This window comes from Streptomyces sp. SN-593, assembly GCF_016756395.1.
GTDB lineage: Bacteria > Actinomycetota > Actinomycetes > Streptomycetales > Streptomycetaceae > Actinacidiphila > Actinacidiphila reveromycinica.
In genome coordinates, this window is sequence record NZ_AP018365.1 from 2202286 (window position 1) to 2223792 (window position 21507).

At 72.3% G+C, this 21507-nt stretch carries 18 protein-coding genes; 15 read left to right on the plus strand and 3 right to left on the minus strand.

Annotation, left to right across the window (positions count from 1 at the left end; genetic code table 11):
- Nucleotides 1-33 precede the first annotated feature (33 nt).
- Nucleotides 34-1806, minus strand: a complete 1773-nt coding sequence (locus tag RVR_RS09055) for a DUF6801 domain-containing protein (RefSeq protein WP_202233351.1) — start codon at nucleotides 1804-1806, stop codon at nucleotides 34-36.
- A 299-nt stretch (nucleotides 1807-2105) separates the two neighbouring features.
- Complete coding sequence (locus RVR_RS09060; protein ID WP_237404651.1) at nucleotides 2106-2738, minus strand: hypothetical protein; 633 nt, start codon at nucleotides 2736-2738, stop codon at nucleotides 2106-2108.
- 474 nt (nucleotides 2739-3212) lie between these two features.
- Between RVR_RS09060 and RVR_RS09065 the strand changes: the two genes are divergently transcribed.
- The 11 genes from RVR_RS09065 (at nucleotide 3213) to RVR_RS09115 (ending at nucleotide 17624) form a co-directional block, all read left to right on the plus strand.
- A complete protein-coding gene (locus tag RVR_RS09065) occupies nucleotides 3213-4451 on the plus strand; it encodes a PucR-like N-terminal domain-containing protein (RefSeq protein WP_202233352.1) in 1239 nt (412 codons plus the stop codon).
- 215 nt (nucleotides 4452-4666) lie between these two features.
- Nucleotides 4667-5692, plus strand: a complete 1026-nt coding sequence (locus tag RVR_RS09070) for a LacI family DNA-binding transcriptional regulator (RefSeq protein WP_202233353.1) — start codon at nucleotides 4667-4669, stop codon at nucleotides 5690-5692.
- Between the two features lie 314 nt (nucleotides 5693-6006).
- On the plus strand, nucleotides 6007-7407 hold the full coding sequence (locus RVR_RS09075; protein ID WP_202233354.1) for an ABC transporter substrate-binding protein: 1401 nt from the start codon (nucleotides 6007-6009) through the stop codon (nucleotides 7405-7407).
- A 90-nt stretch (nucleotides 7408-7497) separates the two neighbouring features.
- On the plus strand, nucleotides 7498-8460 hold the full coding sequence (locus tag RVR_RS09080) for a carbohydrate ABC transporter permease (RefSeq protein WP_202233355.1): 963 nt from the start codon (nucleotides 7498-7500) through the stop codon (nucleotides 8458-8460).
- Between the two features lie 5 nt (nucleotides 8461-8465).
- Nucleotides 8466-9359 carry a carbohydrate ABC transporter permease gene (locus RVR_RS09085; protein WP_202233356.1) on the plus strand — a complete coding sequence of 298 codons (894 nt, stop codon included), beginning with the start codon at nucleotides 8466-8468 and terminating at the stop codon, nucleotides 9357-9359.
- Nucleotides 9360-9519: 160 nt separating this feature from the next.
- Nucleotides 9520-11181, plus strand: coding sequence for a glycoside hydrolase family 13 protein (locus RVR_RS09090; protein WP_202233357.1), 1662 nt, complete (start codon nucleotides 9520-9522; stop codon nucleotides 11179-11181).
- Between the two features lie 146 nt (nucleotides 11182-11327).
- Entirely contained in the window at nucleotides 11328-13082 is a 1755-nt protein-coding gene (locus tag RVR_RS09095) for an NAD+ synthase (RefSeq protein ID WP_202233358.1), read from the plus strand.
- A 121-nt stretch (nucleotides 13083-13203) separates the two neighbouring features.
- Nucleotides 13204-13749: a cysteine hydrolase family protein gene (locus RVR_RS09100; protein WP_202233359.1), complete on the plus strand. Its 546-nt coding sequence runs from the start codon at nucleotides 13204-13206 to the stop codon at nucleotides 13747-13749.
- A 98-nt stretch (nucleotides 13750-13847) separates the two neighbouring features.
- Complete coding sequence (locus RVR_RS09105) at nucleotides 13848-15443, plus strand: MFS transporter (RefSeq protein WP_202233360.1); 1596 nt, start codon at nucleotides 13848-13850, stop codon at nucleotides 15441-15443.
- Entirely contained in the window at nucleotides 15440-16204 is a 765-nt protein-coding gene (locus tag RVR_RS09110; protein WP_237404652.1) for a TetR/AcrR family transcriptional regulator, read from the plus strand. Before RVR_RS09105 ends, RVR_RS09110 begins: the two co-directional genes overlap by 4 nt.
- Before the next feature lie 499 nt (nucleotides 16205-16703).
- Nucleotides 16704-17624, plus strand: coding sequence for an endonuclease/exonuclease/phosphatase family protein (locus RVR_RS09115; RefSeq protein ID WP_430393226.1), 921 nt, complete (start codon nucleotides 16704-16706; stop codon nucleotides 17622-17624).
- A 35-nt stretch (nucleotides 17625-17659) separates the two neighbouring features.
- Here RVR_RS09115 and RVR_RS09120 read toward each other — a convergent pair whose 3' ends face one another.
- Nucleotides 17660-18709, minus strand: a complete 1050-nt coding sequence (locus tag RVR_RS09120) for a helix-turn-helix transcriptional regulator (protein WP_202233362.1) — start codon at nucleotides 18707-18709, stop codon at nucleotides 17660-17662.
- A 63-nt stretch (nucleotides 18710-18772) separates the two neighbouring features.
- Between RVR_RS09120 and RVR_RS09125 the strand changes: the two genes are divergently transcribed.
- The 4 genes from RVR_RS09125 to RVR_RS09140 all read left to right on the plus strand — a co-directional run bounded on the left by RVR_RS09125 (nucleotide 18773) and on the right by RVR_RS09140 (nucleotide 21507).
- A complete protein-coding gene (locus RVR_RS09125; RefSeq protein WP_202233363.1) occupies nucleotides 18773-19159 on the plus strand; it encodes a VOC family protein in 387 nt (128 codons plus the stop codon).
- 23 nt (nucleotides 19160-19182) lie between these two features.
- Nucleotides 19183-19479: a putative quinol monooxygenase gene (locus RVR_RS09130; RefSeq protein ID WP_237404653.1), complete on the plus strand. Its 297-nt coding sequence runs from the start codon at nucleotides 19183-19185 to the stop codon at nucleotides 19477-19479.
- Between the two features lie 167 nt (nucleotides 19480-19646).
- Nucleotides 19647-20513, plus strand: coding sequence for a 3-methyl-2-oxobutanoate hydroxymethyltransferase (gene panB / locus RVR_RS09135; protein WP_202233364.1), 867 nt, complete (start codon nucleotides 19647-19649; stop codon nucleotides 20511-20513).
- 379 nt (nucleotides 20514-20892) lie between these two features.
- The gene (locus tag RVR_RS09140) at nucleotides 20893-21507 is read left to right on the plus strand and encodes a sigma-70 family RNA polymerase sigma factor (protein ID WP_430393114.1); all 615 of its coding nucleotides are present in this window, start codon (nucleotides 20893-20895) and stop codon (nucleotides 21505-21507) included.

The following is a 21507-nucleotide window of genomic DNA, read 5'->3' on the forward strand; positions in this document are numbered from 1 at the left end:
GGAGGCGGGGTACGGCACCGCGGGGTGCGGCCGTCACCTGGTGGACCCGGCGCGGACCGGAAGCTGCGGGATCGGGATGTCGGGCTCCTCGCAGTTCTCCGGGGTGGTGCCGTCGTCCGGCGAACACAGGGGCGCCTGGACGAAGTTGAGCGTGTTCTTCGATCCGGACAGGGACGCCGTGAAGAGCGGGTCCAGGTCGTCGCCGTCGGGCGTGACGCAGCCGGTGAACGGTGGGATGACCAGGTTGTCGTCCATGAGCGGGCCCCCGGTCCGGATGTCGTAGTCCGGCCTTCCGTCGTCGTCGGGCAGGCCCTCGTCCTGGCGTCCGGTGAGGACGACGTCCAGCGGCTTGGAGGTGTGGCAGCCCGACCCGACGTTCATGGCGACGCCGTTGACCTTCACGTTGCTGATCCGCAGGTCCTGGTAGCCGCCGACCGTGGTGATCTGGGGGATTCCCAGCGCGGGGTAGCCGGTGCTGACGATGGTCATGGGGCCGTCCGTGACGAAGTCCACGTCCGCGGTGATGGGCACGAACCCGAAGGAGAGGAAGGTCGAGTGCGACGCGGGCAGTTGGATCCCCAGGAGGGAGTCCTGCTCGTAGTAGTTGATGCTGGGGACGACGGCCAGCCGGCGGTCGGAGTTGATGGTGGCCAGGCCCGGTGTGCCATGGGGGTCGTTGACGATCATCGCGCCGTTGAGCTTGTTGACGTTGGAGAAGCCGGTGAAGTACCCGCACAGGCGGGCGTCCGGATAGACCACGCCGGCCGGGGGCAGGATGATGGCGCCGTCCGGTGGGGTGGGCAGCCGTTTCGGGTCCAGGTCGCCCTTCGGCACGGGGTCGCAGTCGGTCCGTCCCGAGTGCGGTGGGGAGTCGTCGAGCGGGACGATGGTGCTGCGGGTGCCGTCGGACGAGCCGCCCGCCGACGCGGAGGATGACGCGGAGCCGGACGGTGTCCCGCCCGATCCCGTGGGGCCGCTCGGGGCGCCCGTGCCGGTCGTCGGATCGCCGCCGGGCACGGCGACCGTCGCGAGCGTGATGTCCTGCCCGGCCTTGGCCGCGCACAGCCCGGTGATGTCGGCGAGTGCCTGCGCGGTGCCGCCGTCGGCGGAGGCGCCGACGCCGGTGGGCTTGCCGCCGGCCGCGTCGGCCGGGCTGTCGGCGGCACCGCCCGTCGAACCGCCCGTGTCCGCGGCAGAGTCGGCCGGGGCGGAGGGCGCGCCGGGTGTGCCGGGGTCGCTCGGCGTGCCGGGGTCGGTGGGTGTACCGGGGTCGGTGGGTGTGCCGGCCGCGGCCTGCGGACGTAGCGTCAGGTCCAGGTCGCCGGCCGCGAAGACCAGGTCTCCCCCGGCGGTCACCGACACCCCGGGCACCTTGCCGGTGAAGACCAGGTCCAGGTCCCCGCTGCCGGCCACCGCGGCGGGCTCGGCGGTCAGGTCCGGCCAGACCACCACGGTGCGCGAGGTGCCCTGGGTGACGTTCGTCTTCATGTCGGCGCCGCCGGCGAGGGTGTCGGCCTCGGCCGGGACCAGCGCGGTGACCGCGGCCCGCGGGATGCCGACGGTCAGCGTCAGGTCGCCCGGCTGGATCGGCTTGCCGACGGTTCCGTCGGCGGGGTACGCCTGCTTGATGCCGACGCTGATGTCCTGCGGGTCCTGGCCGGCGCCGAACTGGCAGGTGTAGGCCAGCGACACTCCGTCGGCCCCGCCGCTCGCCGCGGAGTCCGTGCCCGGCAGCAGCCCCGCCAGGAGGGCGGCGGCCCCGACGCCCGCGAGCTGCACCACCCGACGCGGACGCGGTCGGCTCACGCGCACGGCACCCCTCATTTCCGAACTCCTCTTCCAGCCCTGGCGGCAGGACATTACGTGTGGGTAATAAGGGCGGACAAGTGATCGAACAGCCGAAGATCCGGCGAATTTCCGGAGCCGGGAATTCTTGTCATCCGGTGACAAACACCAACCGGAATCTTGTCCTCCAGTGAGTCCCCGGGCGCCCCTCCCGCCTGGCACAGGGACCCCGGCCTCAGACCGCGGGCCGGGGTCCCTGCTGGTGCGGTGGTACAGCGGTGCGGCGGTGCAGCGATCCGACCGCTAGGAGCCGTACTCGGTCACGGCGAGGTGATCGCGAGGGTGGCGGGGCTGAGGCCGTAGTCACCGCTGTACGTGGTCGCGTCACCGGTGTTGATCAGGCCGAGGCAGGTGCCCGACACGTTGTACGCGTGCAGGTTGCCGGTGCCCAGCACCTTCAGGTCGTGGGTGGAGTTGGTGTAGCTCACGTTCAGCGTGGCCGCCGTGGTGGAGGTGGCGCCGGCGAAGGTGGCGGTGCAGCCGAGGCCGCTGATGTGCGCCTTGACGCCGGTGAGGGTGCCGGTGGTGACGCCGCCGCTGTAGCTGACCGCGTTCAGGGCCCACGGCAGGCCGTCGGCCGTGACGGTGAAGGTGATGCCCAGCGGCCCGGAGCAGCTGCTCCACGACACGGTGGCGATCGACCCGATGCCGGTGCCGCTGGCGCCGGTCGTGTTCGCCGCGCTGCCGGTCGCGGTGGACGTCTTGCAGGTGAGGGTGGTGCCGGTGACGGTGTCCTTCAGCACGGTGTTGGTCGAGGTGCCGGTGAACGAGCCGCCACCGGTGACCGTCCACGTGCCGGCCGCGGAGGCGGGGCTGATGGCGAGGCCGATGGCCGCGGCGAACGCGGCGCCGGTGACGACACCGCCCTTGACGAGAGGCGAGATCTTACGCACGGGCTGTTCCTTCCTGGGAGTTGGCGTGCCTGATAAAACCGATGTCTGCGCTGCTCGGGCGCAATTCGGTTGCGACTCACTACCTGGAACGTGGGGTACCGATTCCAGTCGGTTGCCCTTGCGGGGGAGGACGTTACGCACGGGTAACAGGACGGCGCAACAATCGGAACGAAGAATCTCCACCGGCCGCTACCGGCCGGTATTTTTCTGTCACCGGGGCAACATCGCCACCCGCCGCTTTGTAAGAGAGTGAGCACTTGCAGACGCCCGGGCCGCCCCGCGCCCCGCATCACGGCCCGACGCGCGGCACGGCACGGCGCCCCTGCGGTACGGTCTCCCCGCCGCGTCCGCGAGGGAGCCGCGCAGCCTGGGCCGACAACGTTTCCGTGTCCGCGGGGCTGCGCTCCGTAGACGTTTGGTCTATCTTGCAGCGAGGTCACCGACGCGCGATGGGGCGCACGGGAGGGGGCGGGTATGACCGTAATGCGGCAGACCCCGGATCATGCGGAGTCGCCGGGACCGATTCCGCGGGAGTTCGCCGCCATCATGCGCCCTGAACTACCCAGCTTATTAAAAGAGATGGCCGCTGAAATCGTCACCGCGATCCCCGAATACGGGCACCTCCTGGAGGGCCCCAACAGCCGGGTGATCAAAATCGGGATCGAGCAGAGCATCGCCACGTTCGTGGACCGGGTCGCCGCCCCCACCGCCACCACCTCGCTGCGCGACGACCTGTGCCGCCGGTTCGGCCGGTTCGAGGCGTACGAGGGCCGCAGCCTGGACAACCTCCAGGCCGCGTACCGGATCGGCTGCCAGGTGGCCCTGCGCCGGGTGCGCACGGTGGGGCGCCGCTACAACCTGTCGGCGTCCTTCATGCTGACCTTCGCCGACGCGCTCTTCGCCTACATGGGCGACCTGGCCGAACTCTCCCGCGAGGGATACGTGCAGGCGCTCGCCGAGTTGGGCGAGGAGCCGGACAACCGGCGGCGCCGGCTGCTGCGGCGCATCCTGGGCGGCACCGCGGTGGCGCGCAGCGCGCTGGCCGAACTCGCCGAGCACGCGGCGTGGCCGCTGCCGGAGGAGATCACGATGGTGGCCGTCGCCCCCGGCACCCGGCCGGCCCGCAGCGCGCTCGACCGCGACGTGCTCCAGGACTTCGCCGATCCCGAGCCGCATCTGCTGGTGCCGGGGCCGTTCACCGAGGAGCGGCGCGCCTCGCTGTCCGGCGCGCTCGGCGGCTGCCGGGCCGCGGTCGGACTGACCACGAAGCTCGGCGAGGCGGCGGACTCCCTGCGATGGGCCCGGCACACGCTGGCGCTCGCCGGTTCCGGGGTGGTCGGCTCGGGCGGGCCCGACGACGACTCCCTGATCCTCAGCGAGGACCACCTGCTGCCGCTGTGGCTGCTGGGCGACCCGGCGCTGGCTGACCAGATGGCCCGCAAGTACCTGGCGCCGCTCGTCGGGTTGACCCCGGCGCAGCGCGCCCGGCTGATCGACACCCTGCGGATCTGGCTGACCACCCGCGGCACCGCGGGCCAGGTCGCCGACCAGTTGGGGGTCCACCCGCAGACGGTCCGCTACCGCCTGCGCATTCTCGACCGCGCCTTCGGCGACCAGCTCGCCCATCCCGACGACCGCTTCGCCACGGAGATCGCCCTGCGCGCGCTGCACCTGCGCCGGCACGGTGAGGGCGGCGGCACGTCGCTCTCCTGAGCGCGCGGACATCGGAGCCCCGGCGGGGGACGGGGAGTTCCCGTCCCCCGCCGGGGCGTTTGTGCGCCCGGGGTCACCGACGGAACACCGGGGCCCCGGGATGGCCGACAGGACGCGGAAAGATGTCGATCAGATGACGCAAGAATTGGATGACTTGCAGAGATTCCGCAAATAGACTGCAAGAAACTTGCGATAGCTGTACTAGAATCGACGCCATGACACGACGACTTGCCGAGGTGGCAAAGAAGGTCGGGGTGAGCGAGGCCACCGTCAGCCGCGTGCTGAACGGAAAGCCGGGCGTCTCCGACGCGACCCGGGCCGCGGTCCTCACCGCCCTTGACGTGCTCGGATACGAACGGCCCACCCAGCTGCGCGGGGAACGCGCCCGGCTGGTCGGCATGGTCATGCCCGAGCTGCAGAACCCCATCTTCCCCGCTTTCGCGGAGGTCGTCGGCGGCGCGCTGGCGCAGCAGGGATTCACCCCCGTGCTGTGCACGCAGACCGCCGGCGGCGTATCGGAGGCCGACTACGTGGAGTTGCTGCTCCAGCAGCACGTCTCCGGTGTGGTCTTCTTCGGCGGGCTCTACGCCCAGGCCGAGTCACCCCACGACCACTACGCCCGCCTCGCCGAACGCAACCTGCCCACCGTGCTGATGAACGCGGCGATCGACCACCTCGACTTCCCCCGCGTCTCGTGCGACGACGCGGTCGCGGTCGAGCAGGCGATGAACCACCTCATCTCCCTCGGCCACCAGCGGATCGCGCTGGTGCTCGGCCCGCCGGACCACGTGCCCTCCCGCCGCAAGCTCGCCGCCGCCCGCCGGGTCGACCCGTCGGTCACCGTGGAGCACGCGCTGTTCACGCTGGAGGGCGGGCAGGCCGCGGCCAGCCGGCTGCTGGCCCGCGGGATCACGGCGTTCATCTGCGCGTCCGACCTGCTGGCCCTCGGCACGATCAGGGCCGCCCGCCGCCGCCGGCTGTCCGTGCCCGAGGACGTCTCGGTGATCGGCTACGACGACTCCTCGCTGATGAACTGCACCGAGCCGCCGCTGACCACCGTCCGGCAGCCGATCGAGGCGATGGGGCGGGCCGCGGTGGACCTGCTCGCCGGAGAGATCAGCGGGGCCTCGGTCGACCACGACGAGCTGTTCTTCGAGCCGGAGCTGGTGGTCCGCGGTTCCACGGGGCCGGCCCGCGACACGGCCCGCATCCCCCACCCGGACTCGCGCGCCAACGCGTAGACCTCCGGCGGTGGTGCCGCTCCCCCGGGCCTCCCGGTGGCTCCCGCGGCGACGTTCACCTCTCAGGGGCGCTGGGACACCTCCCAGCGCCCCTGCCTGCTCTCCTCGCCCGTCGGGGCGTCCACCCTCCGTCGTGACCGAGTCGTGTCTTTGCGAAATTCGCGCGACATCTTGCGGACATCTATCGGGTTAAGTACGTTGAGCCAACCCGGGACGGCGGCGCACTCTCGCGCCGGACAGCATGTGCCTCACGTGCCACGGGGGTCCCAGATCGCAGTCCAACGACGCGCAGTGGTTCAGGGGAAGGGCAGAACATGAGCAGAATCGGCTACCGCAGACTGGTGGCAGTCGCGCTGGTCGCGGGGATCGGGTTGACCGGTGCCGCGTGTTCCAGCAGCAAGAACGACGACTCCGGGAGCAAGACCAGCAGCGCCAGCGCCGGAACCCCCTTGGACCCGAAGACCAAGGTGACCATCAGCGTCGACTGCGAGCCGCCGACCACGAAGAAGGCCGAGCGCAAGGAGTGGATCGACGACGTAGCCGCGTTCAACAAGATCTACCCGAACGTCACGGTCAAGAGCAAGGACGCGTTCCCCTGCGAGGACCCGGCCAAGTTCACCGCCCAACTGCAGGCCGGCACCCAGACGGACACGTTCTACACGTACTACACCGACCTCGAGCAGGTGCTCGACGCCGGCCAGGCCGCCGACATCTCGGACTACGTCAACGCCAAGACGATCCCGAACCTGGCGGGCATCGACCCGAGCGTGCTCGACGTCCTCAAGGACGGCGGGAAGCTGTACGGCCTGCCCACCGCGAACTACAAGATGGGCCTGATCTACAACCGCAAGATCTTCCAGGAGGCGGGGCTCGACCCGAACAGCCCGCCCACCACCTGGGACGAGGTCCGCCAGGACGCCAAGGTGATCTCCGACAAGCTCGGCAGCAAGGGCATCACCGGCTACATGGACAACTCCGGCGGCAACCAGGGCGGCTGGCACCTGGTCTCGGAGATGAACGGCGTGGGCGTCCACGCGGTGAGCGACGACGGCACCAAGGCCACCTTCGACACCCCCGAGACCAAGCAGGTCCTCCAGACCCTGCACGACATGCGCTGGACCGACAAGTCCATGCCGGCCAACCCCGGCGTGCAGTGGGGCGACGTCCAGAAGGCGATGGGCACCGGCAAGATCGGCATGTACGTCGGCGCGCCCGACGACGTGACGCTGGAGGTCCAGCAGTACCACGCCGACTACAAGGACCTGGGCATGGGCCCGATCCCGGGCGGCAAGATCGCGCTCATGGGCGGCAACGACTACATGTTCAAGAAGTCGGACAGCCCCGACCAGATCAAGGCCGGCATCGCCTGGATCAACTTCAAGTACCTGACGCTCGGCAAGGGCCAGTTCAACTACCCGCGCACCAAGGCGGACGGCCTGCCGGTCGGCCTGCCCGAGCCGTTCTTCTTCACCGGCGCGGCCAAGGACCAGGACAACACGCTCAAGGCCGCCAGCGCGACCATCCCGGTGGACAACTTCAAGGCCTACACCGGGGTCGACACCCCCGTGCTCGCCGAGCCGCCGAACGCCCAGAAGGTCTACACCGTGCTCGACACCGTGATGTCAGGCGTGCTCACCAACAAGGGCGCCGACATCGACAAGCTGCTGAAAACCGCGACCGACCAGGTGAACCAGCTCCTGGCCGCCAGTAGCTGACCGCACAGCCCCGCGGGGGCCGGTCCGGCGACCGGCCCCCGCTTCGCGGGCACCTGACATCACCGCACCACCTTCAGCCGAGGAGCCCTCATGGCGGCGACGACCGTCCCCGAGAACACGACCAAGCGCCACGCCGGGCGCCCGGCCGGACCAGACCGGCGCGGCGAGAGACGCGGGCTGAGCCGCAAGGTATCGGCGAACCTCCAGGCATACGGTTTCCTCGTCGGCGCGGTCATCTGCTTCCTGGCCTTCTCGTGGTACCCGATGGTCCGCGAGTTCATCATGAGCTTCCAGGACAAGAAGCGGGGCGTGACCTCCTGGGTCGGGATGAAGAACCTCGACCGCGTCTACCACGACCCGTTCTTCTGGACCGCGTGGAAGAACACGGCCGAGTACACCGGCTACGCGCTGGTCATCGGGTTCGCGCTGCCGTTCTTCGTGGCGATCATCCTCAACGAGCTGCGGCACGCACAGGCGTACCTGCGCATCCTCGTCTACCTGCCGGTGATGCTCCCGCCGGTGGCCGGCGGCCTGCTCTTCAAGTACTTCTACGACCCGGACTACGGGCTCTTCGACCACATCCTGAAGACGCTCCACCTGCCGACGTCGCAGTGGCTCGACTCGTCCCACACCGCGATGATCTCGGTGGTGATCGCGGCCACCTGGATGAGCATGGGCAGCGCCACCCTGATCTACCTGGCCGCGCTCCAGAACATCCCCGGCGAGCTGTACGAGGCCGCCGACCTGGACGGCGCCGGCCTGTGGAGCAAGATCTGGCACGTCACGATCCCGCAGACCCGCATGGTGCTGTCGCTGATGCTGCTGATGCAGATCGTGGCCACCATGCAGGAGTTCACCAACGTCTTCGTGCTGGCCGGCGGCAACGGCCCGGAGAACTCCACCATGACGGTCGTCTACATGATCTACCAGTACGGATTCCGCTACAACAACCTCGGAAGCGCCGCCGCGCTGGGCCTGTTCCTGCTGCTGGTGCTGGTCGTCTTCTCGGGCGTCTACACGCGGCTCAGCCGGACCAGCGAGCAGGACGGATAACGGACATGGCAGCCCTCTCCTCACCGCAGAACCGCACCCTGATCTCGTCGGCGACGCTCAGCCGCCGCAAGGGCAGGATCGTCTACCGGATCGTGCTGACCGTGGTGCTCGTGGTGTTCACCCTGGTCTTCATCGGCCCGCTGTACTGGATGGTCACCGGCGGCCTGAAGTCCGCGAGCGAGGTCGTCGCGAACCCGCCGTCGTACTTCCCCAAGCACCCGAAGCCCGGCACCTACCACACCGCCTGGACCCAGCTCAAGCTCGCCCGGCTTCTGTTCAACACGCTGTACTACGCCTTCGGCGCGCTGCTCTTCCAACTGGTCTTCGACGTCGCCGCCGCGTACGCGGTCTCCAAACTGCGGCCGGTGTTCGGCAACGTCATCCTGGCCGGCATGCTGGCCACCCTGATGATCCCGTCGGCGGTGCTGATCGTCCCGCAGTACGTCACGGTGCTCGACCTGCCGCTGCTGCACTTCAACCTGATCGGCACGCCGTGGGCGATCTGGCTGCCGACGGTGGCCAACGGCTTCAACATCTTCCTGCTGAAGCGGTTCTTCGACTCGATCCCGAACGACCTGATGCACGCCGCCTCGATCGACGGCGCCGGCCCGCTGCGCACCCTGTGGTCGATCATCCTGCCGATGTCCCGGCCGATCCTGGGCGTGGTGTCGATCTTCGCGGTGGTCAACGTCTGGAAGGACTTCCTCTGGCCGATGCTGGTGGAGCCCGACCCGGACAAGCAGCCGATCAACCTCGGCATCAACTCGCTCTCGCAGGGCGTCCCGGAGAACGTCATCATCGCCGCGCTGGCCATCTCCGCGGTGCCGACGCTGCTGATCTTCCTGCTCTTCCAGCGCAACATCATGTCCGGTCTGACCGCGGGCAGCCTCAAGGGCTGACGTCCCGCGACCGCCCCACCCGGGCCCCGCGGGCCGCACGACCCACGCGCCCGCGGACCCCATCCGCAGCACCCCTCAGCACTCCGCCGCCGGCCCTCCTGCCAGCATCCCCGCGACCGGGGCCGGCGGCGGGGTCCCACCTGCCCGAAAGGACGTTGACGTGGCAGACACCCCTCAGCCCGAGGCCGACGAGAACTGGTGGCGCGGCGCGGTCATCTACCAGGTCTACCCGCGGAGCTTCGCCGACAGCAACGGTGACGGGACCGGTGATCTCGCCGGTGTGCGCTCCCGGCTGCCGTACCTGGCCGAGCTGGGCGTCAACGCTCTGTGGTTCAGCCCCTGGTACCCCTCGCCGATGGCCGACGGCGGCTACGACGTCGCCGACTACCGGGACGTCGAGCCGGTCTTCGGCTCGCTCGCCGAGGCCGAGAAGCTGATCTCCGAGGCCCTCGCGCTGGGCATCAGGACCATCATCGACATCGTGCCGAACCACGTCTCCGCGGCGCACCCGTGGTTCCGGGAGGCGCTGGCGGCCGGCCCCGGCTCGCCGGCCCGCGAGCGCTTCTGGTTCCGCCCCGGCCGCGGCGAACACGGCGAGCTGCCCCCGAACAACTGGCCCTCGCAGTTCGGCGGCCCGGCCTGGACCCGGACCACCGACCCGGACGGCACGCCCGGCGACTGGTTCCTGAACCTCTTCGACTCCGAGCAGCCGGACCTGAACTGGAACCACCCGGACGTGCTCGCCGAGCACGAGGACATCCTGCGGTTCTGGTTCGACCGCGGCGCCGGCGGGGTGCGCATCGACTCCGCGGCGATGGTCTCCAAGGACCCCGCCCTGCCCGACCTGCCCGACCCGTCCGCGGGCGCCGACGCGGTGCTGCCCGCGCACCCGTACGTCGACCGGGACGACCTGCACGACATCTACCGCGGCTGGCGGCGGATCGCCGACTCCTACCCCGGCGCCCGCATCCTGGTCGGCGAGGTGTGGCTGCCGGACGCCGAGCGGTTCGCCCGCTACCTGCGCCCGGACGAGATGCACACCGCGTTCAACTTCGACTTCCTGGCCTGCCCGTGGGAGCCCGCCCGGCTGCGCACGTCGATCGCGACCACGCTGGCCGCGCACGCGCCGGTCAGCGCCGTCGCCACCTGGGTGCTGTGCAACCACGACGTGACCCGCACGGTGACCCGCTACGGCCGCGCGGACACCGGGTTCGACTTCGCCACCAAGGCGTTCGGCATACCCACCGACCTGGAGCTGGGCACCCGCCGGGCCCGGGCGGCCGCGCTGCTGACCCTGGCGCTGCCGGGCTCGGTCTACCTCTACCAGGGCGAGGAGCTGGGGCTGCCGGAGGTCGAGGACATCCCGACCGGCAAGTTGCAGGACCCGATGTACCTGCGCTCGGCCGGCACCAACCCCGGCCGCGACGGCTGCCGGGTGCCGCTGCCGTGGTCCGGCGACGTCCCGCCGTTCGGCTTCGGCCCGGCCGGCTCGGCCGAGTCGTGGCTGCCGCAGCCGGACCAGTGGGCGGCCCGCACCGCCGAGATCCAGTCGGCCGACCCGGCCTCGATGCTCTCGCTGTACCGCGCCGCGATCCGGCTGCGCGCGGACACGCCCGAACTGGTGGGCGACGGCGCCTTCGCGTGGCTGGACAGCCGTCCCGACGTGCTCGCCTTCCGCCGCTCCGACCGGTTCGTCTGCCTGGTGAACCTCGGCCCGGCCGCCGCCGAACTGCCCGCGCACCAGGAGCTGCTGCTCACCTCCGGGCCGCTCGCCGAGGACGGCCGGGTGCCGCAGGACACCGCGGTGTGGCTGCGCGCCTGACCGCGCGGGCGCACCACGGTCACGCGGGGGCCGGCTCGCCCTGACCGGGCCGGCCCCCGCGTACGCCTGCCCGGCACAGGGTTCGGGGCCGGGTGTGGGCAGGGCGACAGCGACATCGCGTCGGGTTGACGATTAGACTGGGCGGCGTGCCTCAACTACGTCTCGCACTGAACCAGATCGACTCCCGCGTCGGCGACATCGCCGGGAACCGCGCGGAGGTGCTGCGCCGGACCCGGTACGCGGCCGAGCAGGGCGCCCACCTGGTCGCCTTCCCCGAGATGATGCTGACCGGCTATCCCGTCGAGGACCTCGCCCTGCGGTCGTCGTTCGTGGAGGCCAGTCGGGCCGCGCTGGAGGAGCTGGCGCGGGACCTGGCCGCGGAGGGGCTGGGCGGGCTGCCGGTGGTCGTCGGCTACCTCGGCCGCAGCGAGAACGCCCAGCCGAAGTACGGCCAGCCCGCCGGCGCCCCGCAGAACTGCGCGGCGGTGCTGCACGACGGCCGGGTCGCGCTGCGCTTCGCCAAGCACCACCTCCCCAACTACGGGGTGTTCGACGAGTTCCGCTACTTCGTGCCCGGCGACACCATGCCGGTGATCCGGGTCGGCGGCGTCGACGTGGCGCTGGCGATCTGCGAGGACCTGTGGCAGGACGGCGGCCGGGTGCCGGGCGCCCGCCAGGCCGGCGCGGGCCTGCTGCTGTCGGTCAACGCCTCGCCCTACGAGCGGGACAAGGACGACACCCGGCTGGAGCTGGTCCGCCGGCGCGCCCGGGAGGCCGGCTGCACCCTGGCGTACCTGGCGATGGTCGGCGGGCAGGACGAGCTGGTCTTCGACGGCGACTCGATCGTGGTCGGCCCGGACGGCGAGGTGGTCGCCCGGGCGCCGCAGTTCACCGAGGAGTGCGTGCTGCTCGACCTGGAACTGCCGGCGGCGGCCGCCGAGGTGCCCGCCGGGCGGGTCGCGGACGGCCTGGAGCTGCGGCACGTGGTGCTCTCCGCCGAGCCGGTCGCCGCGTACCCGCCGGAGTTCCCCGGCACCGAGGCCGAGCCGCTCGGCGACGAGGCGGAGATCTACGGCGCGCTGGTCACCGGCCTGCGCGCGTACGTCGAGAAGAACGGCTTCCGCTCGGTGCTGATCGGCCTGTCCGGCGGCATCGACTCCGCGCTGGTCGCCGCGCTGGCCTGCGACGCGATCGGAGCGGCGAACGTGTACGGCGTCTCGATGCCGTCGGCGTACTCCTCGGACCACTCCCGGGGCGACGCGGCCGAGCTGGCCCGCCGCACCGGGCTCAACTTCCGTACGGTGCCGATCGCCCCGATGTTCGACGCGTACATGGGGTCGCTGAAGTTGACCGGGCTCGCCGAGGAGAACCTCCAGTCGCGGCTGCGCGGGGTGACGCTGATGGCGATCTCCAACCAGGAGGGCCAGATCGTGCTGGCCCCGGGCAACAAGAGCGAGCTGGCCGTGGGGTACTCCACGCTCTACGGCGACTCGGTGGGGGCGTACGGCCCGATCAAGGACGTGTACAAGACCACCGTCTTCCGCCTCGCCCGCTGGCGCAACGCCGACGCGCAGGCCCGCGGCGAGACCCCGCCGATCCCGGAGAACTCGATCAGCAAGCCGCCGAGCGCCGAGCTGCGGCCCGGCCAGGTGGACACGGACTCGCTGCCGGACTACGACGTGCTGGACCGGGTGCTGGAGCTGTACGTCGACCGGGACCGGGGCCGCGAGGAGATCGTCGCCGCCGGGTACGACGAGGAGCTGGTCACGCGGGTGCTGAAGCTCACCGACACCGCCGAGTACAAGCGGCGCCAGTACCCGCCGGGTACCAAGATCTCGGCGAAGGGCTTCGGCAAGGACCGCCGGCTGCCGATCACCAACCGCTGGCGCGAGGGCGGCTGAGCGCCCCCGCCCCACCCTGGGCCCACCCCCGGCCCACCCCCGGCCCGCCCCCGCCGCCACGGCGCGCCGCGGGGGCGGCTACGGTGTCGGCGATCACTCGCCGACCCTCGGAGGAACAGCGATGCCCCAACAGGCCCTGCTGGTCATGGACGTGCAGCGGACCATCGTCGAACGGTACGCCGACGCGTCCTACGTCACCGCGCTCGCCGACACCGTACGGGCGGCCCGGGCCGCCGGGGTCCCCGTCGTCTACGTGGTCGTGGACTTCCGCCCCGGGTACCCGGAGATCAGCCCGCGCAACAAGATGTTCGGCGGCCTGCCCGCGCGGTCGGCCGGAGCCCGGCCCGACAACGGCGTCCACCCCGGCGTCGCGCCCCAGGAGGGCGACCCCGTCGTGGTCAAGCGCCGGGTCAGCGCGTTCGCCGGCAGCGACCTCGAACTGCTGCTGCGCGCGATGGAGGTGGACCACCTGGTGCTGTCCGGCATCGCGACCTCCGGCGTGGTGCTCTCCACGCTGCGCCAGGCCGCCGACCTCGACTACCGCGTCACCGTCCTGTCGGACCGCTGCGTGGACGCCGACCCCCTGGTCCACGACGTGCTGCTCACCCGCGTGTTCCCCACCCAGGCCGAGGTGACCCCCGCCGATTCCTGGCAGCGAACCCTCTGACCGGCCGCGCCCGTCGGCACGGGTGGAGCGGGGTGGGGCTTTGCCGGGGCTTTGCGATACGAGACGGGGTCGTATCGTAAAAGAGGTACCCTCGGGGAATGGCCGCTGACGCGATACCCACCCACGTGCCCGAGGCGATCCATCGCCGCCGCTGGGCGATCCTCACCGTTCTGCTGTTCAGCCTGCTCGTCGTGGTGCTGGACAACTCGATCCTGAACGTGGCGATGAAGACCATCGCCCAGCCCTCCCCGACCGGCCTGGGCGCCAGCCAGAGCCAGCTCGAATGGGCGATCAACTCCTACACCCTGGTCTTCGCCGGGCTGCTGTTCACCGCGGGCCTGCTCGGTGACCGGCTGGGCCGCAAGAAGGTGCTGCTCTTCGGCATGGTCGTGTTCGGCGGCGGCTCCGCGCTGTCCGCGTTCGCCGGCTCCGCCGACCAACTGATCGCGTGGCGCGGGGTGATGGGCCTGGGCGGCGCACTCATCATGCCCGCCACCCTCGCCATCATCATGAACGTCTTCGAGCGCGAGGAGCAGCCGCGCGCCATCGGCATCTGGGCCGGTGTGGTGGGCCTGGCCATCGCGGTCGGCCCGATCACCGGCGGCCTGCTGCTCCAGCACTTCTGGTGGGGCTCGGTCTTCCTGGTCAACGTGCCCATCGTGGTGGCCGCGCTGATCGCGATGTTCCTGATCGTGCCCGACTCCAGGGACCCGCGGCCCGGCCGGCTCGACCCGGTCGGCGTGCTGCTGTCCATCGCCGGCCTGGTGCTGCTCATCTACGGCATCATCAAGGGCGGCCAGTACGGCGACTTCACCCGCACCGAGGTGTGGGCCACCTCCCTGGCCGGCCTGGTGATCCTCGGCGCCTTCGTCGGGTACGAGGCGCGCAGCGACCACCCCGCGCTCGACGTGAGCTACTTCAGGAAGCGCCAGTTCTCCGCCTCCGTCACCGCGATCGGCCTGGTCTTCTTCGCGCTGATGGGCGTGACCTTCTTCATCGTCTTCTACAACCAGTCGGTGCGCGGCTACAGCGCCCTGCGGTCCGGCCTGCTGCTGATCCCGCTCGCCGCCTCGCAGATGATCTTCGCGCCGCGGGCCCGCCTGCTGGTCGACCGGCTCGGCGCCCGGGTGGTGTGCGCCGGCGGGATGGTGCTGGTCGGGCTGGCCTTCCTCGGCTTCCTGCTGCTCGGCAGGTCCACCCCGATCTGGGAGTTGGAGGTGCTGTTCTTCGTGATGGGGACGGCGATGGCGCACATCATGCCGCCGGCCACCGTGATGATCATGTCGTCGCTGCCGCGCGAGAAGGCCGGTTCGGGCTCCGCGGTCAACAACACCTTCCGCCAGGTCGGCGGCGCGCTCGGGGTCGCCGTGCTCGGCTCGGTGATGTCCACCGTCTACCGCAACGGCGTCAGCTCCCACCTCGGCAGCCTGCCCGCGGGGCAGCGGCACGCGGCCGGCGAGTCGATCGAGGCGACCCTCGGCGTCGCGGAGAAGCTCGGCCCGCGCGGCGCGGTGCTGGTGCGGCCCGCCGACGACGCGTTCATCCACGCCATGCACGTCACCGCGGCCGCCTCCGCGGGCGTCGCCATCCTCGGCGGCGTGATCGCCTTCCTCTTCCTGCCGCCGAAGTCCGCGCCCTCGCCCGCGCCCGGCGGCGGCTCGGAGGACCGGGAGATGGTGGGTGCGGAGCAGTGACGGACGGAAACACGGCGAGCGGCGCAAGGGCCGGCGGCGCGACGACCGGCGGCGCGACGGCCGGCGGCGCGACGTCGGACGGCGGGGCCCCGGGCGTGCCCGGCGGCCGGGGCAGCGCCCCCGCGGTGGGCACCGCCCCGCGCGGACGCCCGCGCAGCGCCGCCGTGGACCGCAGCGTCATCGACGCCGTGATGCGGCTGATCTCCGAGGGCACGTCGATCGGCGACCTCACCATGGAGGGCATCGCCCGCCGGGCGGGCGTCGGCAAGGCGACGCTCTACCGGCGCTGGCCCGGCAAGGAACCCCTGCTGCTCGACGTGCTCGCCACCCTCGACGGACCGCCGCCGGCCGGCACCGAGACCGGCGACCTGCGCGCGGACCTGGTCCGCGCGGTCGAGTTCATCCGCCGGCGCAGCCTCGCCAAGCGCGAGTCGGCGCTGCTGCGCACCATGGTGACGCAGATGCAGAGCAACCCGGAACTGTGGAGGCGCTACCACGACACCGTCATCGCCGGCCGCCGCCGGATGCTCGTCGGGCTGCTCGAACGCGGCATCGCCAGCGGTGAGATCCGGCCCGAGCTCGGCGCGGACCTCGAACTGCTCTGCGACATGGTGGCCGGCCCGGTCCTCGCCCGCGCCACGCTCCACCCGGACGCGCCGCTGCCCCCGGACCTCGCCGACCGGGTGGTGGACACCCTGCTCGACGGCATGCGTCCGCGGCGCCGGAGCGGTGACCGGGAGGGTCCGCCGGACCGGCCTTAGGACCGGCCCTGACCGCGCACGGCCGGCGGCCCGCCGGGGCGGGACACCCGGCTGGCTGCCGGCCGCCTTTGTGCGCGTCTTGTCACAGTCCCCGCGATCCGCGCCGGAGCGGGAACCCCCCACCCCCACCCGCCCGTCGATTCACATGCGAATCCCGTAGAGTCGGTCGCTCGGAGTCGGCGACCGGTGACGGTCCGCCCGGTGCGTGCCGGCGGCGGTACGACGGACGTGCGTGCCGGCGGCGGTCCGGCCGGTGCTCGCGCCGACGGCGGTACGACGGACGTGCGTGCCGGCGGCGCGACGTCGCGGCGATCACGGCGGCAGGCCCTAGGGTTCGAAAGCAGCGGCAAGTGGCAGGCAGGCAAGGACTTCTATGACCCAGGCGCAGAACGGTACGGACACCAGCACGGACGGCGGGGACCCGGTGGGTCCGGGGACCGTGCCGGGGGCCCGGGACCGGCTGCGCGCCCGCTTCCTGCGATGGTGGCGGCCGGCGGGGATGTGGCGGCGGGGCATCGCCACGGCGGCGGTCGCCGTGGTGCTGACCGGCCTGCTGGTCTTCCACGCCAGGGTGCCGAACCGGGTGGGCAACCTCGGCAGCCTGCTGGAGACGTTCCTGCCCTGGCTCGGACTGGCCGTGCCGGTGCTGCTGGTGGTCGCGGTGCTGCGCCGCTCGGTCACCGCGCTGATCGCGGTACTGCTGCCGGCCGCGGTGTGGTTCAACCTCTTCGGCGGGCTGCTCACGGACAAGGCCGGGTCCGGCGGCGACCTGACGGTGCTCACGCACAACGTCAACGCCGAGAACCCCGACCCCGACGGCACCGCCAAGGACGTGATCGCCGCGCACGCGGACCTGGTCGCCCTGGAGGAGCTGGCGACCGACCAGGTGGCGCGCTACAGCCGCGACCTGGCCGCCGCCTACCCGTACCACTCGGTGCAGGGCACGGTCGGCCTGTGGAGCAAGTACCCGCTCAGCGCGGTCCGTCCGGTGGACATCCGGCTGGGCTGGACCCGGGCGATGCGCGCCACCGCCACCACCCCGCACGGCGAGGTCGCGGTGTACGTCGCCCATCTGCCGTCCGTGCGGGTCAAGTTCGACGCCGGGTTCACGGCCGGGCAGCGGGACCGGGCCGCCGACGCGCTCGGCGAGGCGATCGCCGCGGAGAGCGTGCCGGACGTGGTGCTGCTCGGCGACCTCAACGGCACCATGAACGACCGCGCGCTCGCCTCCGTCACCTCCCAGATGCGCTCCACCCAGGGCGCCGCCGGCGACGGCATGGGCTTCAGCTGGCCGGCGTCCTTCCCGATGGCGCGGATCGACCAGATCATGGTCAAGGGCATCGAGCCGGTCTCGTCCTGGACCCTGCCGAAGACGGGCAGCGACCACCTCCCGGTGGCGGCCAGGCTCGAACTGCCCTGACGGGTCCGGCCGGTACGTCCGGCCGACCGGCCCGGTCACGGCCCCGGGCCGTCCGCCCTGTCCTCGCGGCTCTCCTCGTACGGCTCGCGGCTCTCGCCCTCCTCGTACGGTTCGCTCTCCTCGTACAGCTCGCGGTCCTCGTTCTCCTCGTACAGCTCGCGGGTACGGCGCAGCAGCGCCTCCCGCACGTCGTCCGGCGCCAGCACCCGCAGCGGGGTGGCGAGGCCCAGCAGGTACCGCGCCAGCCCGTCCGCGTCGGGACCGCCGACGTCCACGACGGTGGCCCCGGCGCCCTCCGCGCGGTGGGCGCCGACCGTCGGCGGGATCAGCCGGAGCGCCTGCTCCAGGGGCAGCGGCAGGCGGACCGTCACGTACACCGGGTAGGCGCCGGCCGCGATGGAGCGGGAGACCAGCAGCGCGGGGTCGGGCGGGTCGACGAGTTCGACCGGGTGCCCGGTGGGCCGTATCCGCTCGACCCGGTCCGCCCGGAAGGTGCGCCACGCGTCCCGCGCCACGTCCCGCGCGACGAAGTACCAGCGGCGTCCGGTGTGCACCAGGCGGTAGGGGTCGACCTCCCGGACGGTGGCCCTGCCCTCCCGGTCCCGGTACGACAGGCGGCTGCGCTCGGCCCGCAGGCACGCGACGGCCAGTTCGCGCAGCGTGCCGGGCGCGACCTGCGGCGCGTCCGGCCGGGTGGTGTGGACGAAGGCGGTGTCCATCGCGCCCAGCCGGTCCGCGATCCGGCCCGGCAGCACCTGACGCAGCTTCAGCAGGGCGGACAGCGCGGCCTGGTCGCCGCCGAGGACGCCGCTGAGCGCGGCCTCGCGCAGCCCGACGGCCACCGCGAGCGCCTCCTCGTCGTCGAGGACCAGCGGCGGGACGCGGGCCCCGGGGCGCAGCCGGTAGCCGCCCCACGGCCCGGGTTCGGACTCGACCTGGTAGCCCAGTTCGCGGAGCCTGGCGATGTCCCGCCGCACCGTGCGGGCGGTCACCGCCATCCGCTCGGCCAGCTCGCCACAGGTCCACGACGGCCGCGCGGTCAGCAGCGAGACGAGGCGCAGCAGGCGGGCCGAGGTGCTGATCACGTCCTGAAGTGTGCCGCACGACCAGGACCGGGACTGTCCGGGTCCCGTCGTAGCGTCGTCCCCATGAGCACCTCAGCCGCGACCGCGCCCGCCATCCGCTACGCCGCCGTCACGTTCGACTGCGCCGACCCCGCCGAACTGGCCCGCTTCTACGCCGACGCCCTCGGCCTGCCCGTCGCCTACGCCGGGGACGACTTCGTCCTGCTCGGCGAGGAGGGCGCGGCCGGGCTGGGGTTCAACCGGCTGGCCGACTACCGGCGGCCCACCTGGCCGGACCCGTCCCGGGAGAAGCAGGCCCACCTGGAACTGGGCGTGGACGACCTGGACGCCGCCCAGGCCCACCTGCTGGAGCTGGGCGCCACCGAGCCCCCGACGCAGCCCCGGCCCGACCGGTGGCGGGTGCTGCTCGACCCCGCCGGCCACCCCTTCTGCATCACCACGCTGGTCTGAGCGTGATCGGCAGGCTGATGACCATGACCGCGCACCCGGGCAGGGGCGGTGAGCTGGCCGGGCTGCTGCTGCGGGTGGCGGAGGGCCTGCGCGGCTTCCCGGGCTGCGAGGTCTACCTGGTCGGCCGGGAGGCCGGCGCTCCGGACGTGGTGCACGTCACGGAGGTCTGGCGGGACGAGGGCGCCGCGCAGGCGGCCCTGTCCGCGCCACCGACCGCGGACGGCCCGCGGCCCGCGGACGTCCTCGCGCTGCTGTCGGCTCCGCCGCGGCGCACGGACCTGGCCGTCCTGGGCGGGGTGGGCCTTCCCGCGGCCGGCTGACGGACCCGGACCTCGGGCCGTGCCCGGGCCCGCCCCGGACTCCAGGGCTTTTCCGGGTCGGGCCCGGACCTCGGGGCTTTCCGGACGGGGCGCGGCGTGCCAGCATGGGAGGTGGTCCGGGGACGCCGTCAGGGCGCCTCGAGATGACAGAAGAAGGAGCCGTCACCATGACGCAGCTTCCGGCTGCCCAGACGTCCGCAGCCGACCACCCGAAGGCCCTCTACGGCGGGTCCGGCACCCGCCGGGTGACCGTACGGGACCTCGGCGCCGCCAAGGAGCGCGGCGAGAAGTGGCCCATGCTCACCGCCTACGACGCGATGACCGCGTCCGTCTTCGACGAGGCCGGCATCCCGGTGCTGCTCGTCGGGGACTCGATGGGCAACTGCCACCTCGGCTACGACACCACCGTGCCGGTCACGCTCGACCACATGGCGATGCTCTCCGCCGCCGTGGTGCGCGGCACCCGGCGGGCGCTGATCGTCGCCGACCTGACCTTCGGGTCGTACCAGGAGGGTCCGGTGCAGGCCCTGCGCAGCGCGACCCGGCTGGTGAAGGAGGCCGGCGTCGGCGCGGTCAAGCTGGAGGGCGGCAAGCGCTCGCTCGCGCAGACCGAGGCGCTGGTCGAGGCCGGCATCCCGGTCATGGCGCACATGGGCCTGACCCCGCAGTCCGTGCACACCCTGGGCTACCGCGTCCAGGGCCGGGGCGACGAGGCGGCGCACCGCCTGGTCCAGGACGCCAAGGCCGCGCAGGACGCGGGCGCCTTCGCGCTGGTGCTCGAACTGGTGCCCTCGGAGGTCGCCGCCGAGATCACCCGGGCGCTGGAGATCCCGGTGATCGGGATCGGTGCCGGCCCCGACACCGACGCGCAGGTGCTGGTGTGGACCGACATGGCCGGCATGACCGGCGGGAAGGTGCCGCGCTTCACCAAGCAGTACGCCGACCTGCGCCGCACCCTGGGCGACGCGGCGAAGGCGTACGCGCAGGACGTGGTGGGCGGGGAGTTCCCGGCGGAGGAGCACACCTTCCACTGAGCCCGCCGGGTCCCCCGGCCCACCCCGGCCCGCCCGATGTGACGAGGTCCACCGGACCCCGCGCTCGGGTGCGGGCCGGTGGGAACGGAGCGGCCGCCGGGACGGGAGCGGCCGGTGGGACCCGGGTGGGCCGGTGCGGCCGGTGCGGCCGGTGAGTGCGATGTCACAGGAGGGGCGGGTCCGGCACGCCGGGCCCGCCCCTCCCGCGCGTTCTCCGGCCTTTTCCGCGCGTGACCTGAGACGTTCCGGCCGCGGCTGCGTACAGGAGGGGTGAGCGCCGCGGCCGCGGCGACCCGCCGCCGTCAGGGGTGCCCCGCTGATGTCTCGATCCGCGATACGCGAACTCGACCGGGAGCCGCCGGTGCGGCAGGATGCGCCCGTGGACGGACCCCCTCCGGAGATCCCGGAACAGGCGGGCGCGGCGCGGCCGCCCGGCCTCGACCGCGCGGCCCGGTCCGGGCCCGCGCCCGGGACCGACGGCCCGGTGCCGGAGGAAGACCTCATGCGGGCGCTGTACCACGAGCACGCGGGCGCCCTGTTCGCCTACGTGCTCAAGCTCGTCGCGGGCGACCGCCACCTCGCCGAGGACGTGGTGCAGGAGACGCTGCTGCGGGCCTGGAAGAACGCCTCGCGGCTGGACCCGGCGGCCAGGTCCCTGCGGCCCTGGCTGGTCACCGTGGCCCGGCGGATCGTGATCGACGGCCACCGCAGCCGCCTGTCCCGCCCGCCGGAGACCTCGCCCGCCGTCCTCGACCAGTTGCCCGCGCGCGACGAGTTGGAGCGCTCGCTGCGCCTGATGACGATCTCGGACGCCCTCCAGGACCTGTCCGCCGCCCACCGCGAGGCACTCGTCGAGACGTACTTCAGGGGCCGGACCGTCAACGAGGCCGCCGAGGAGCTGGGGCTGCCGCCCGGGACCGTGCGGTCGCGGGTCTTCTACGCGCTGCGCGCCGCGCGGAACGCACTGGAGGAGAGAGGGGTGACCACCTCGTGA

Coding starts and splice junctions, on each gene's coding strand:
- RVR_RS09070 (WP_202233353.1), top strand. CDS start 4,667: ATGACACGACGACTTGCCGAGGTGGCAAAGAAGGTCGGGGTGAGCGAG.
- RVR_RS09105 (WP_202233360.1), top strand. CDS start 13,848: ATGGCCGCTGACGCGATACCCACCCACGTGCCCGAGGCGATCCATCGC.
- RVR_RS09115 (WP_430393226.1), top strand. CDS start 16,704: ATGTGGCGGCGGGGCATCGCCACGGCGGCGGTCGCCGTGGTGCTGACC.
- panB (WP_202233364.1), top strand. CDS start 19,647: ATGACGCAGCTTCCGGCTGCCCAGACGTCCGCAGCCGACCACCCGAAG.
- RVR_RS09075 (WP_202233354.1), top strand. CDS start 6,007: ATGAGCAGAATCGGCTACCGCAGACTGGTGGCAGTCGCGCTGGTCGCG.
- RVR_RS09130 (WP_237404653.1), top strand. CDS start 19,183: ATGACCGCGCACCCGGGCAGGGGCGGTGAGCTGGCCGGGCTGCTGCTG.
- RVR_RS09080 (WP_202233355.1), top strand. CDS start 7,498: ATGGCGGCGACGACCGTCCCCGAGAACACGACCAAGCGCCACGCCGGG.
- RVR_RS09100 (WP_202233359.1), top strand. CDS start 13,204: ATGCCCCAACAGGCCCTGCTGGTCATGGACGTGCAGCGGACCATCGTC.
- RVR_RS09085 (WP_202233356.1), top strand. CDS start 8,466: ATGGCAGCCCTCTCCTCACCGCAGAACCGCACCCTGATCTCGTCGGCG.
- RVR_RS09065 (WP_202233352.1), top strand. CDS start 3,213: ATGACCGTAATGCGGCAGACCCCGGATCATGCGGAGTCGCCGGGACCG.
- RVR_RS09125 (WP_202233363.1), top strand. CDS start 18,773: ATGAGCACCTCAGCCGCGACCGCGCCCGCCATCCGCTACGCCGCCGTC.